Origin of the sequence: Aureimonas populi (assembly GCF_017815515.1) — a bacterium.
Classification (GTDB): Bacteria; Pseudomonadota; Alphaproteobacteria; order Rhizobiales; family Rhizobiaceae; genus Aureimonas; species Aureimonas populi.
The window spans coordinates 2,511,812-2,523,995 of sequence record NZ_CP072611.1; the positions used below are offsets into that span (position 1 = coordinate 2,511,812).

Annotated in this window: 14 protein-coding genes; 11 read left to right on the forward strand and 3 right to left on the reverse strand. The window is 62.0% G+C overall.

What is annotated here, in order from left to right; all coding sequences use genetic code 11:
• Positions 1 to 8 precede the first annotated feature (8 nt).
• Positions 9 to 311 (reverse strand): type II toxin-antitoxin system HigB family toxin, encoded by a 303-nt coding sequence (locus J7654_RS11755; protein WP_209736114.1) that lies wholly within the window; start codon positions 309 to 311, stop codon positions 9 to 11.
• Between the two features lie 477 nt (positions 312 to 788).
• Between J7654_RS11755 and J7654_RS11760 the strand changes: the two genes are divergently transcribed.
• The 4 genes from J7654_RS11760 (at position 789) to J7654_RS11775 (ending at position 6,452) form a co-directional block, all read left to right on the forward strand.
• On the forward strand, positions 789 to 2,924 hold the full coding sequence (locus J7654_RS11760; protein ID WP_209736115.1) for a phage tail length tape measure family protein: 2,136 nt from the start codon (positions 789 to 791) through the stop codon (positions 2,922 to 2,924).
• 429 nt (positions 2,925 to 3,353) lie between these two features.
• Positions 3,354 to 5,294 carry a hypothetical protein gene (locus J7654_RS11765; protein ID WP_209736116.1) on the forward strand — a complete coding sequence of 647 codons (1,941 nt, stop codon included), beginning with the start codon at positions 3,354 to 3,356 and terminating at the stop codon, positions 5,292 to 5,294.
• A complete protein-coding gene (locus J7654_RS11770; RefSeq protein WP_209736117.1) occupies positions 5,252 to 6,211 on the forward strand; it encodes a hypothetical protein in 960 nt (319 codons plus the stop codon). Before J7654_RS11765 ends, J7654_RS11770 begins: the two co-directional genes overlap by 43 nt.
• A 10-nt stretch (positions 6,212 to 6,221) precedes the next feature.
• Complete coding sequence (locus J7654_RS11775) at positions 6,222 to 6,452, forward strand: hypothetical protein (RefSeq protein ID WP_209736118.1); 231 nt, start codon at positions 6,222 to 6,224, stop codon at positions 6,450 to 6,452.
• 231 nt (positions 6,453 to 6,683) lie between these two features.
• Here J7654_RS11775 and J7654_RS11780 read toward each other — a convergent pair whose 3' ends face one another.
• Positions 6,684 to 7,142 (reverse strand): hypothetical protein, encoded by a 459-nt coding sequence (locus J7654_RS11780; protein ID WP_209736119.1) that lies wholly within the window; start codon positions 7,140 to 7,142, stop codon positions 6,684 to 6,686.
• Between the two features lie 679 nt (positions 7,143 to 7,821).
• On the opposite strand from J7654_RS11780, the gene J7654_RS11785 reads away from it, so the two are divergent.
• From J7654_RS11785 to J7654_RS11805, 5 genes are read left to right on the forward strand one after another with little or no spacing between them, the layout of a single operon-like run.
• On the forward strand, positions 7,822 to 8,142 hold the full coding sequence (locus J7654_RS11785; RefSeq protein WP_209736120.1) for a hypothetical protein: 321 nt from the start codon (positions 7,822 to 7,824) through the stop codon (positions 8,140 to 8,142).
• A gap of 14 nt (positions 8,143 to 8,156) precedes the next feature.
• On the forward strand, positions 8,157 to 8,555 hold the full coding sequence (locus tag J7654_RS11790; protein ID WP_209736121.1) for a S24 family peptidase: 399 nt from the start codon (positions 8,157 to 8,159) through the stop codon (positions 8,553 to 8,555).
• The gene (locus J7654_RS11795; protein ID WP_209736122.1) at positions 8,555 to 8,941 is read left to right on the forward strand and encodes a hypothetical protein; all 387 of its coding nucleotides are present in this window, start codon (positions 8,555 to 8,557) and stop codon (positions 8,939 to 8,941) included. The genes J7654_RS11790 and J7654_RS11795 overlap by 1 nt, the downstream gene beginning before the upstream one ends.
• Positions 8,941 to 9,786 carry a Rha family transcriptional regulator gene (locus tag J7654_RS11800; RefSeq protein ID WP_209736123.1) on the forward strand — a complete coding sequence of 282 codons (846 nt, stop codon included), beginning with the start codon at positions 8,941 to 8,943 and terminating at the stop codon, positions 9,784 to 9,786. The genes J7654_RS11795 and J7654_RS11800 overlap by 1 nt, the downstream gene beginning before the upstream one ends.
• Positions 9,783 to 10,289: a hypothetical protein gene (locus J7654_RS11805; RefSeq protein ID WP_209736124.1), complete on the forward strand. Its 507-nt coding sequence runs from the start codon at positions 9,783 to 9,785 to the stop codon at positions 10,287 to 10,289. The genes J7654_RS11800 and J7654_RS11805 overlap by 4 nt, the downstream gene beginning before the upstream one ends.
• Before the next feature lie 142 nt (positions 10,290 to 10,431).
• Here the strand turns inward: J7654_RS11805 and J7654_RS11810 are convergent, their stop codons facing one another.
• Entirely contained in the window at positions 10,432 to 11,220 is a 789-nt protein-coding gene (locus J7654_RS11810) for an SEC-C domain-containing protein (RefSeq protein WP_209736125.1), read from the reverse strand.
• A gap of 279 nt (positions 11,221 to 11,499) precedes the next feature.
• Here J7654_RS11810 and J7654_RS11815 point away from each other — a divergent pair, with 279 nt between their 5' ends.
• Entirely contained in the window at positions 11,500 to 11,772 is a 273-nt protein-coding gene (locus tag J7654_RS11815; protein ID WP_245195481.1) for a spike base protein, RCAP_Rcc01079 family, read from the forward strand.
• Positions 11,773 to 11,852: 80 nt separating this feature from the next.
• On the forward strand, positions 11,853 to 12,167 hold the full coding sequence (locus J7654_RS11820; protein WP_209736126.1) for a hypothetical protein: 315 nt from the start codon (positions 11,853 to 11,855) through the stop codon (positions 12,165 to 12,167).
• The last annotated feature ends 17 nt before the right edge of the window (positions 12,168 to 12,184 follow it).

Consider the following 12,184-nt stretch of genomic DNA (forward strand, 5'->3'; position numbering starts at 1 on the left):
GCGTCCTCCTAGAACTGCGAGACGGTGAGGGCGTCGATACGGTCATATTCCGCATGCGTGCCCACGAATTTGATGAAGGCGATCTGCCTTGCGAAATCGAAGGCGGCGATCAGCCTGTAGTTGCCGCCAGAAACTTCGAACCGGACGCGCTCGGCGTTCAAAACCTTGGCCTTGGAAAAGCTGGCTTGAACTTCCGCCGTCGTCTTCCACGAAGCCGCCTTGGCGACCGAGAACCAACGCTCAAGAGACGGCTTGGCCTCGGGGTGTTCGGTGTAGAACAAAACAAGCGTCTGGCGGGCGATGATCCTCATGCCCATTGTCTAGCATGTTCTCGCATTGGGAACAAGGGTAATTCTCAATTTGGGAACGGGTGGGCCGGAGTTGGAGGGGAGGGTCATTTCGGTGTTTTCAGGTCCTCGCCTTGGAAGCCGCATTCCGAACAAAGCCGAACCACGATGCGGACGCCTACATCACCCAACTCTGGGTGAGCCTTCTCCTCTTTGACGCGATATTCCATGGCTCCGCAGCGGGGGGCATGCCTGACCCGGGGCGGGCGCTCCGCACTACCGCGAAAGCGGGCACGCCATGGTTGAGGTGCGTCTCATCTTGCCAAGGCAGAGAGGCCGGAGGTTAATCCCTCCGGCCTTTCGCATCGAGCTAGATACCGACGAGATTCCGCACCATGTCGATCGCCGCTGTGGCAGCCTGCCCCGCGGCGGTGTCGCGCAGTACCGTTGCCATCCAGATCAGCGCTCCGATGAGAACAGTCGTAATCGCGTTGAGCCGCCATGACGCAGGCGCAGGCAACGCTTGCATCCGCACGGGCGTCAAACACCGCATCAACCGCTGAAAAGGCGGCTGCGCTTGCGGCTGTCCAAAACGAGCGCGCTTCCTTCGCCTCGGCCAGAGCGGAGCGGGACAAATCTGCTGCTGCGCTTGCTGCGGCAAAAGCCTTCGATGAGCAGGCGCGGGCCATCCGGTCCCTGCATGTCGCGAACGGGAACAGACAGACGGGCGGTTCGGCCGCGAGCAACGTGGAGCGCATGGGCGGGAGCATGTCCGGGCTTGCGGCGCAGTTCCAGGATGTTGCCGTAACTGCGGGCATGGGCATGAACCCCTTGATGATTGCCTTGCAGCAGGGCACCCAGATTACCGGGCAGCTTGAAGCGGCCGCGCAGGGCGGGGCATCAGCCATTCAGGTGCTCGGACAATCGTTCAAGTCGCTGTTCTCGCCACTGGCATTCGCGACGATTGCTATCACGGCGCTGTCTGCGGCCGGGCTGCAAATGGTGGATTGGACCGGGCTCGCCGCAGGCGCACTCGACTTTCTCGCGGACCACATCCAGACGATTGCCCCTTATGCCACCGCTGCGGCCGCTGCATTGGCGCTTCTCTACGCCCCGGCGATGATCTCCGGGATCGTCCAGATCATCGCCTTGATGGGGAGGCTTGCGGTCTCGGCAGGTATAGCGGCTGCGGCCATGGCGGCGGCGAATCCCGCGCTTGTGTTCGTCGCCGGGCTGACCGTGGCGATCACGGCAATGAACCTCTTCCGCGATGATCTCGCACGAATCTTCGGCGTCGATGTGGTCGGGGTCGTGAAGGACGCCGTCAACGCGGTAATCGGAGCCTTCGTTGGCGGTTATCGAGGCATCAAGGCTGCTTGGTCAGCACTGCCGGGGGCGTTGGGCGACATCGTTTACTCAACCGCCAACATCGTCCTTGGCGGCATTGAAACGATGATCAACAAAGCAGGGGACATGGTAAACGCCTTCATAGGCTATGCGAACAACATGCTAGGAGCGGTAAGCGACGAGCTGCTCATTGAGGGTGTTATTGGGCCCGTTAAGTTTGGCATCAACAACCCCTACAAGGGGGCTGCCGAGAACGTGATGGCAAAGGTGCAGAAGGAGATCGAGGCAGCCCAAGGCCAAGATTACCTCGGCCAGATCGGGGAGGGAATATCTTCCATGGCATCGGCTGCCGCTGGGAAGCTCCGCGAGTGGTCCAGCGCTCTCACGTCAGTCGAAGATGCGTCGAAGAAGGCCGGGAAGGCAGCCAAGGACGCCGCCGACGAAGCCCGCAAGCAGGCTGAAGCATACACGGGCATCGTGAACGACTCCACGCTGCGCGTCATGTCCATGCTGAACGAGCAGGCCGCCCTTGGCATGACGGCAGAAGAAGCCGCCCGCCTCCGCTACGAGACCGATCTTCTCAACCAGGCGCAGAACGCCGGCATCACTCTCACCGCCGGGCAGAAGGCGGAGCTTCAGGGCCTCGCCGCCACGATGGCCTCCGTCGAAGCCGAGACCGCACGGATGAAGGAGCAGATGGATTTCGCGAAGGGGGCGACCAACAGCTTCCTCTCGGACCTCCGCAATGGCCTGAACAGCGGCAAGGGCTTCTTCGAAAGCTTCGGCAACGCGGCCATGAATGTCCTGAACAAAATCATCGACAAGCTCCAGAATGAGCTGGTGGATGCACTGTTCTCGATCAATGGCGCCGGGGGGAAGGGCGGGGGCGGCCTGTTCGGGGGCATACTCGGCGGGATCGGCAAGCTCTTCGGCTTCCAGTCCGGCGGCTATACCGGCAATGGCCCGGAAGGACGGGTCGCGGGCGTTGTTCATGGCCGTGAGTTCGTGATGAACGCCGGGGCGACTGCGCAGTATCGCCCGATGCTGGAGGCGATGAACGACAATCGGTTCAAGATGCCAGCAGCGATGCCTGCGGCCCGCGGCGCTTCCACGCCACAGGTGATCGACGTTCGCCTGACAGACGATACCGGGCGGATGGCAAACATAGCCAACCAGCAGATTCAAACGGCCTCTGGCGACATCGTCCGAGTATCGGTCTCTGAAAGCACCCGTGTCGGCAAGGCGCAGTACCCGACCTACGAGGCCGATCGGACGCGGAGGACGGGCTAATGGCGCTGCCTTGGCCCAACATCCTGTTCCCCGGCGCCCTGATGTGGATGCTGGAGAACACCTCTCGTGGCGGCGGTATCTCAACGAACGGTATGGAGCAATTCGTTGGCTCCGGGTCGAGCCGGTGGCGAGCCGACTACGAGAGCGTTCCTATCCAGACAGAAGATGAAGTGCTCGCATGGCGGGCCTTTCTTGCCGCGATGCGGGGCAGGGCGGGCACGGTGCTGCTCCCCGTCATCGACTGGAGACGTTCTCCGTGGCCTCGTGATGCCTATGGGCGCCTGATGTCGCCCCGGAGCGTTCGCCATGACCGGTTGGACAACACGCAGTTCGCCGACCCCGCCATCCCTTCGCACCGCCTGACACCGCCACCCATTCATTGCATGCCGGGCCGCCCTTCGAGGCGGCTTTTTCTATGGAGCCTTATCTATGGCCATCACCGAGCATAAGCCCGTCCTTCGCGCCCCTCGCTCGATCGGCGATCCGCTGATCGTGTCGGCTGCGGAGTCCGCGGTGAACCGGCCCGGAGACGCGCGCTCGCTCTTCGCCGGGTCGCTGACGGGGCCGGCGAGGCTGCTGGCGCCGCTGACGATCGGGACGGTGGTCGTGAACGATGACGGCGCGGCCCTGCGCGTGCCGTCCGGCAGCAACCCGGTTCTCGTCGCGCACCGGCAGGACTTCGCGGTGGAGACCGGGCTCGTCTACGCGGCCCGATGGGTGCTGCGGCGTGCGGCCGACACGTCCGACCCGTATGGCGATGCGGTGGAGTGCAAGCTCGCCTGGCTCGACAGGAACAAGGGGCTGATTTCGACCACGACCGTCGCGGCGCGAGCCTTGACCGTCGCGGACGGACGTTTCGTCGCCAATGCGACGTTCTCGCTCGATGGGGAGGGCGTCGATGCGAAGGCCCCGTCCGGTGCGCGCTACGTGCGGCCCTATGTCCGGCTGCTGGGCGGCAACGGCCAGACCGACATTTCCGTGCTCGACCGCTGGGTGACGACCGGGCTGCCGGGGCCGAAAGGCGCTGACGGTCGAGAGCCGGAATACTTCCTCGATGAGGACGCGGAGACGATCCGCTGGCGCCAGGCAGACGGCACGATCGGACCGGCGCTGGACATCGGGTCAGCAAGGAAGAAGGCTGAGGCGGCGAGGGATATAGCGCAGGGTTTTGCCTGCGATATCGTCAGCCAGGGCAATGTGCCGATCTACGCTTCGCGGGTTGGCATTGCCTTCCTCACGGTCCCCGCAGGTATCAGCGCGTTGCGAACGAATGGCTATTACGTTGCCGGCGACGGCGGCGGCGCGCTTTACAAGCGAGTAGGGGTGGAACCGTCGCATGCCGGTAAGTTCCAGAGCGCGGACGGGGCGTGGTGGGAGCTCTTGGAAGCCGTTCGCGATGTCAGGATGTACGGCGCAAGGGGCGATGGGGCTTCCGACGATACCCCGGCTTTCAGGGCTGCTTTCGCATTGCCTTGTGCCGTTCGCATCGGGTTTGCACTCGGGTCCTGGGTTCTGTTCGGAACGGTTGCACTGACTGTCACCCTGATGGTTCGGGTTGAGGGCCGACCCCGGATTGTCAACACGTGCAACGGCGAAAATGTTGGGTTTCAGTTCCCGCACGGCTGCATCAACTCCCACTTGATCGGAGATTTCGATCTTGAGCACAAGGTTGAGATGGCCGGCGCCGACACAAGCCCGGCGATCATCTTCGGTGGCGGGTATTACTGGAACGATGGCGCACCACCTGTTTGCGACGGCTGCTCTGTCGAGGGCGATATCAGGATCAACCTGACCGGCTCGGTAAACTCCAAGGCGGTCTATATCTTCGGCCACGTCACCAACTGGCTGGTGAAAGGCGTTAAGGCCAAGGGCCTGACGAACTTCTGCTTTGCCGGACACTGGGTTCGCAACGGTGTGAACGACGCTTCCGCCCCGACAATGACGTGGCATCCCGATCTGGGGCGCCTGGAGGATTGCAAAGCTGATGGTACGGGCATCACGACATTTCGCGCCTTCCGTTTCTCGGCTCTCGGGCGAGCGGACATGTGCGCTGCCGCGCCCGGAATGCCGGCACTCTATCCTTCGATTGCTTCGTGGGTGACTATGGGTTCGCCTTTGCGCAGAACCTCCTTGCCGGCCAGTTCATGCGCCACGTGCTGGAGGATTGCGAAGCCGAGAACGGCGGCGTTTCCCTCACGGTGGACGGCATCTCGGTCGGGCTCAACGGCGCGCCGGTGTGGGCGGGGTGCGACTATGGCGCATCGGTCCAGTTGCGCGGCACTTTCAAGATCAGGAGCGCGTCGGGTTACACGGGCGATCTCATGGGGGTGGCTGGCCTCGATCAGTTCAAAGCCGATAGTCTGGATGTGATCGAAAGGAGCGCTGCCGGGGTTGGCGGCGACCTGATCAAGCTCACGACCATCAACCGCGTCGAGGCCAACGGTCGGGCTGTTGTCGGTAGGGGCCCCTTGGTTCGAAACTGCGGGGAAGTGGTCTGGAAGGTCAGCGAGAAGGCGAAGGAACCCAACCCGCAAGCCTCCCGATTCGGGTTTAGCGCCTCTGCCGTGTCGGCTGTCACGACCACCACGGCGGCCCGGAATGCAGGAGACACCACTATACCGTTGGCGCAGGCCACGCCGAACGTGGGGGCCGGACCGGGCGGGTTTATCCGTTACGACGACGGGAGCGAGGTCTACGAAATCGCAGTTCGGTCCCATACCGCCCCGACGACCTCCGCCGTGGTCCTTGCGTGCGATCCTCTACCGGTCGCGATTCTCGGCGGGGCAATCGTCACGGTCATTTCGACCGTTCGGGCGATCACGATGGACGAGGCGACGATAGACGGGTTCGCTGCCGGTTTTCGCACCACTGGATCGGCCACAGCCAAGCCGCGCGATATCAACCTCAGCGACAAGCTGCAAATCTCCCGTTGGCTGAACATCGGCGCCGATATCATTGCGGGTGACGGCGGGACGGTTCGAGCATCCTTCGACAACGGCGGGTTGGCCGCCTCCGGGGTCAAATACGGGGTCAGCCTCGGCGATGACGCAGAGGGAATCCGGGTTGCCCCGAGGCATGGCAAGAACAACCGCCGTATTCGTTACGGGGTAGCGGCGTCTGCCGGCACCGCGAACTGCCTGATCGACGGAGGCGTCTACCTGTCCATCGACGGGACGGCGGTCAGCCCGGCGGCGATCTTCGTGCCCACTGGCGCCGTCAACGTGAAAGTCGGCGCGAACAATCTCGTGGCATCAGGCATCACTCCGCAATTCCCCACCCCAGCTTGAGGACCATCCCATGAACGACAAAGAACTCTGGATCGGCGACCGCCGGGTTTTCGAAGGCGACAAGGTCACGACGAACGACGGATTTGAGGTCGTTGTCGTTCGGGTCGATGAGCAAACCGGGAAGGTCATGCTTCAGCCGGACACGGAAAACCCGGAACGTTGGAACGAGATCAACGAGCAGCTGAACACCTTTGACCTGCCGGCGAGGATCGGCGCGGAGATGTGGGTGAAGCTCGCCTGACGCACTTCAACCACCAGCAGATCATAGGGCCGCCGCGAGCGGCCTTTCTTTTGGAGATTCATATGCCCGCAATTGACCCCTACCTCTACTCGGCCTCCACCGCGTCCGGCCCGGCCGTGTTGAAGGACGGCGCGAGCAGCTTAGCGTTTTCGTTGAAGCGCCTACTCGCCAGCTTCCGGCGAGAGACGAGGTCATAGGGCAAAGGCGGCAGGCCGGAGTTTGAGGGGAGGGTCATGAAGCTCGGTCTGGTTGCGGTTTTTGTGCGCCATCTATCTTCGCTAGATGCGCACCTAAATCTTCTCGGCATGTCAGCATCAGCGGGAGTTTTTTGTGTTTCCCAGTGACCACCGATGCGAAGATTATAGAGTCTGCAACATAATAATTTTCAAAAGACCCCCAACTGCGCAGTTCGCGTCCGCTTGAAAGCGGACCGATTCCGAATTTCGTTTCGTCCTGAGCTATCGTCACCCATGCGCGCTCGCCGGGTCTTAAGGAGAAGACGTCCCCACGGTCGCTTACGAACCGCTCATTGATCCGCGTTCCATGCTTTTGTTTGGAGACCCGAATCTCGTCCAAAATTACTGAGATTGCATCGACGGTACTGCCGGATACATTTTCTAATAAAATATAAAAGGTCGTGTAGTGGGAAGGGGTGATCCTTCTTTCCGCCGCCGGCTGCGTTATTTTCAAGGGATATTCTTGGCTTGGGCTCGGGGGCTCGGGGGACCTTGGTCTGGAATCCCAATAAACTAGGGCCAACCCACATACGATAAGCGGCACGGTCGTCCAAGCTGGTGGGGCTATTAGGAAGCTCGCCAGAAACCCAACCCAACCCGGCTCCTGTACTCGCGAAACAAGGAAATCTACATCGCCTCCGAGTTGGATGACGAAGCGAATGAACTGCCACAGCGGTAGTATGAAAAGGCCAATTCCTAGAAGGGCACGCCAGCGACCGGTCGGCAGAGTCACTCCCAACTACCTCTCTCGGGCCGGAAGATCGAGCTTGTTCAAGGGCTCAGTCATCATTCCCAGCATTCAGGTCCTCGGGCCGGGTGCCGCGTTCGGGGTCGCGTTTGAGATAGCCGCGATCCACCAGCGCATCCTTCAGAAGCCGGCGGACAGCCTCGGGCCGGGAAGGAGCGTCGGTCTCGGATGCGCTGAATGCGTCGAGAGGAGATAGGAGGTCATGGTGAAGGCGAACGACCACCTGTTGGCCCTTGCCGGTAGGCGCAGGACCTCGTTTCTTTTTCTGTGCTATCACGGTTGTTGACCCTCTCATAAAACCGTGCTACCACAATAGCGGGCCGGCAGGAAGCGCCAACTTCCACACCGGCCCTAACCGAAACGACGATCCTACGGAGATCATCGAATGGCTACCTGCGCCCATACCACGACTCTGTCCGCCAGCGCCATTATGAAGGCTGCCTGGGCTTCCTACCGCGATCTGTTCGGCTCGCAGCGGTTCGACCGAAAGGCCTTCTCCAACTGCCTGTGGGCCGCCTGGAACGAAGCGAAGGCGGACGTTGAGACCGCTGCTCGCATCGCCGAGGCCAAGGCTGCGAACACCGCTCGCCGGGCCGCCGATCCGGTTGCTGCTGCGATCGAGGATCAGATCGCCTCGCTGGCTTATCTGCCGGCTCACATGAGCGTGCAGCGGCGGGTCGCCGAGCTGCGCCGTTCGGCCGCGTAAGGGGAGGGAAGGACATGGAACTGTTCCCCGTCACCCTGCCTGCGGACACGTTCCGCTCGACCAAGCTGCGGCTGGAGCCGGTTCGCGGCGATGGAATGGAGCCTACCCTTCGGGGTGGCCGCGACTTCGTGTTGATCAAGCCGACGCACACCTATGAAGGAGAAGCCATCTACCTGATCGACCTGGACGGCGATGGCGAGCACGTCGGCCTGCGCCGCTGCGACCGCATGTTGGGCCGTAGCAATGGCGGCGCGATCCGCCTGATGCTCGACAATCCAGTCTACGGGCGAAGCGGGCCGACCGTTGTCAGCCGCGAGGTGTTCGACGGCGCCGTTCTCGGGATTGTGGTGGCGGACGTGAAGGTGCGGGCGGACCACGTCCTGCACGATGTTCTGGAAGGGAGGGCAGCGTGATGGGTGCTGCACGGAAGGCTGTTGCTTACACCGTTCCCGAGGTCGTCGGCATTCTGCGGACGATGGATGATGCATCGGTCGTTCAGACGCTGGAGGCGATCAAGCAGGAGAGGAAGGCACCGGCGGGACCGGCGAACTTCCGCGAAGCCTTCAAGGAAATGGACGACCCGATCGAGCGCGCCCGATCCTTCGCCCACGTCCTTGATACGCTCGTCATGATCGCGGAGGAGGACGGCGAGGACAACGCCTCTCGCACGCATGAATCGCTGATGTTCATCGGCCGCGAAACCTTCCTCGCAGTTGCCGCGATCCACGACCACTACCACGAACTGTGGAACGAGCATCACGACCGCGAATTTGCGGAAGCGACGCGGAGGGCTGCTTGATGGACGCCCTCATCACTCAAGACGCCGCTCGCTCCCCCGTCGTCCGCATCGTCGGTGGGGAGGCGATGGCCGATAGTCGGGACGTCTCCCGATTTTTCGGGAAACGGCACGACCACGTTCTGGAGGCTATCCGGAAGGCCAACTGTTCGACCGAATTCCGTCAGCGCAATTTTGCGCCCACGCAGGAATTGCAGAAGGTTGGCGCCGTCGAACGCCTCGTGCCCCTCGTCCAGATGACGAAGAACGGCTTCGCCTTCGTGGCGATGGGCTTCACCGGATCGCGGGCTGGAGCGTTCAAGGAAGCGTATATCCTCCAGTTTGATGCAATGGAGGCAGAGCTTCGCAGGCAGGCAGCACCGGCCATGGTGCCGCAGACCCTGCCAGAAGCCCTGCGCCTCGCGGCGGACCTTGCGGAAGAGAACGAGCGCCAGAAGCGGCTTCTGATCGAAGTGCAGCCGAAGGCACAGGCTCTCGACCGGATCGCAACGGCCGAAGGCAGCCTGTGCGTCACCGACGCGGCGAAAGTGCTCCAGATCAAGCCGAAAGACCTCTTCGGCTTCCTGAGGTCACCTGCAATGCGTGAGGACATGGTGAGGGTCGGGATGGGAACGGCCGATCTTCGCTATCGCGGTGAGTTCGCTGATTGGCATGCCAAGCTGCTCGTCCGCTACAACGCAAACGTCCTCTCGGAGAGCCAAATCCTGAACATCCTGAATGTCGCCGGCTTCGCGGTCGGGGTTGGGGAGTGGCGGCCGGAGCGAGATGGCATGAGCGGCATGTCTCACGTCGCGACCGAGGCAGACATGGAGAAGCTGGAGGCGGCGGAACTGCCGAAAGCCGCATGAGGATCGCGGGGTTCGAATTCGCGGAAGGTGCTCGGTTTCAGCCGGGCGTCATCAAGGACGCCAAGTCGGTCGGCGAGCATATCGAGATGCTACGCGCCCGTTGCAAAGGAGAGCTGACCCCGGACGATATTCTGGAGGATGCGAAACACGACAACAGCCCGCTTCATTCGTTCTTCGAATGGTCGGACACAGAGGCGGCGCGGCAGTACCGGCTCCAGCAGGCGAGGGGGCTCATCCGGGCCGTGGTCGCGGTCTACGTCTCGGACGACAAGCCAGCGGTGCGGCAAAAGGCGTACGTTCATATCGCGGAGACCGGCGCGCCGCATTATCGCGAAAGCGGCCACGCCATGTCCCAGGCAAAGACGCGGCAGATCGTTCTGCAACGCGCATGGAAGGAGTTGCAGGCGTGGCGGAAGCGCTATGCCGATCTGGTCGAGTTCAGCGAGCTTTTTGAGGTCGTAGATGCCTGCGAGGGAGAACTGAAGCGGATCGAACGCAGATGAGAATGGCGCGGAGCCGGATGCCCGTCCGGCTGGCGAGGATCATGGTAGGGCAGGCAGGGATTGGATAGGCCAGGCTTGGCTAGGTGAGGCAGGCGATATTGCGTATGGCGAGTATCCAAGGTCAAGTCGCCTTCCAATTGTTTCAAAACGCCCCATGGCAATGCTTGTACTTCCTGCCACTGCCACAAGGGCACAAATCGTTTCTGCGAACTTGGTTTGGTTTGAGGCCCTGAGGCCAAGCGTTCCGTGCTTCTTCAAGGTTGGGCTGCAACTGGTCAGCTGGACCGAAAACCATTGGCCCCATGAGTAGCCCATAGCTCTTGGGGTCTGGGGCGAGGCGTTCCATGTCCGGCCGAAGGGTCCTCAAAATTTCGTGCGCGATCTGTCTGATGGCAGCTCGTTCAGCTCCTGTTACTGTAACTAGATTGCCGAACTGATCGGGGGCTGACACGTCAGTAAGAGCGCCGCTTATGAGGGCAGAGTACATCTCATCAAGAGATGGGTCCACATGACCTCCCCCATCTTGATTTGCAGCGGTTAAAACAAGATCTCGTCGTGAAAGTGTGCCCATCTCCCTGCGCGTAAATGCAGGAGCGTTCCACCACTCCTCGAATGTTTTTCTTACCACGCCGTTGGGGTGCTCATCTAGGAAGGCTATGTATCGCGCTTCTTTGTTGGGGCTCGGAGGGGCTCCGAAGACAACAAGACCACCGAAAGGGGCTACATTGCCAGGAACTACCGGATACGCGGTGTCGCGGAGCATGAGGGACGCTTTCCATCCCAACTGATTGAAAAGGCTGGAGCTCGTTCTTGTGTCATGCAAAAGAACCCGTATAGTTAGTGCAATTCTTTTGTACTCCTCTTCAAAACCTTCATCAAATGATTTGCACGATCTTTTTAGGAAGCCAATCTGGTGCTCGTAGTGAGTCAATAACTCATCTCTCGTAATTGGTCTTCTACTCATTAAGCAGCCTCCGAAAGCCGACGCATGAAGGAAGCCAATGTCAGCGTAGCCGCTGCTTAAGGAAAAAGGCTAGGCCCTCGATTCCCGTAGCCTGCACGGTCAATCCTACCAGGTTCTTACCGGGTGCCTTCCCCATGCTCCTCAGGCCTCCGACGCGGTTTGCTATGTCTGTCAGGCGCCCTCCGGGGCGCCTTTTTCATGTCCACGGCTCGCTTCGGCGGGCCTTTTTCTTTTGGAGCCCCACGAATGTCGATCACCGACCCCTACCTCTACTCGGCGTCCACCGCGTCCGGCCCGGCCAATCGCCTGTTTGCCGTGACACCCTCCGATACGCAGAGCCTGCCCTTCGTGACGACGGGGCTCTATGTCGGCGGTGCCGGCGATCTGGCGGTGCTGGATCGGGCGACCGGCCAGACGGTGGTGCTGCGGGCCGTTCCCGCCGGGAGCGTCCTGCCGATCCGGGTGGCGCGGGTTCTGGCGACCGGGACCACCGCCACCGATATCGTCGGGCTGGCCTGATGCCGGGCCTTGGCCTTGGCCTGGCGTTCGGGAGGCCGGCAAGGGCAGGCGGGGCGGGGCCCGAGCCCGTAGGCCTCGCCATGGCACAGCTTGAGCCCGGCCGGGTCTACCAGCGCGAGACGGCCTCTGGCGGCGGCGCGGGCAAGAGCGCAGGCACGATCACCGTGCCCATCACGCTCGCCGCGCCGGCGGCCTCGATCCAGTATCGCCTGCGCGATGCGCTCGCGTCCGGCCATCCCGTCGTCAAGGGATGGACCACGGCTGCCACGGGCGTTTCCGCCTCGGCGGTGTCCGTGGACTGCGTCGGCATCTCGCCGATGCCCGCCGCTATTTCCTCGATCTGCGCGCCAATGGCGATGACGAGCAGATCGCGCTTGGCACCTCGCCCGTCATGATGGGCGGCATTACGCTG

Coding starts and splice junctions, on each gene's coding strand:
- J7654_RS11755 (WP_209736114.1), bottom strand. CDS start 311: ATGAGGATCATCGCCCGCCAGACGCTTGTTTTGTTCTACACCGAACAC.
- J7654_RS11760 (WP_209736115.1), top strand. CDS start 789: ATGACGCAGGCGCAGGCAACGCTTGCATCCGCACGGGCGTCAAACACC.
- J7654_RS11765 (WP_209736116.1), top strand. CDS start 3,354: ATGGCCATCACCGAGCATAAGCCCGTCCTTCGCGCCCCTCGCTCGATC.
- J7654_RS11775 (WP_209736118.1), top strand. CDS start 6,222: ATGAACGACAAAGAACTCTGGATCGGCGACCGCCGGGTTTTCGAAGGC.
- J7654_RS11785 (WP_209736120.1), top strand. CDS start 7,822: ATGGCTACCTGCGCCCATACCACGACTCTGTCCGCCAGCGCCATTATG.
- J7654_RS11790 (WP_209736121.1), top strand. CDS start 8,157: ATGGAACTGTTCCCCGTCACCCTGCCTGCGGACACGTTCCGCTCGACC.
- J7654_RS11795 (WP_209736122.1), top strand. CDS start 8,555: ATGGGTGCTGCACGGAAGGCTGTTGCTTACACCGTTCCCGAGGTCGTC.
- J7654_RS11800 (WP_209736123.1), top strand. CDS start 8,941: ATGGACGCCCTCATCACTCAAGACGCCGCTCGCTCCCCCGTCGTCCGC.
- J7654_RS11805 (WP_209736124.1), top strand. CDS start 9,783: ATGAGGATCGCGGGGTTCGAATTCGCGGAAGGTGCTCGGTTTCAGCCG.
- J7654_RS11815 (WP_245195481.1), top strand. CDS start 11,500: ATGTCGATCACCGACCCCTACCTCTACTCGGCGTCCACCGCGTCCGGC.
- J7654_RS11820 (WP_209736126.1), top strand. CDS start 11,853: ATGGCACAGCTTGAGCCCGGCCGGGTCTACCAGCGCGAGACGGCCTCT.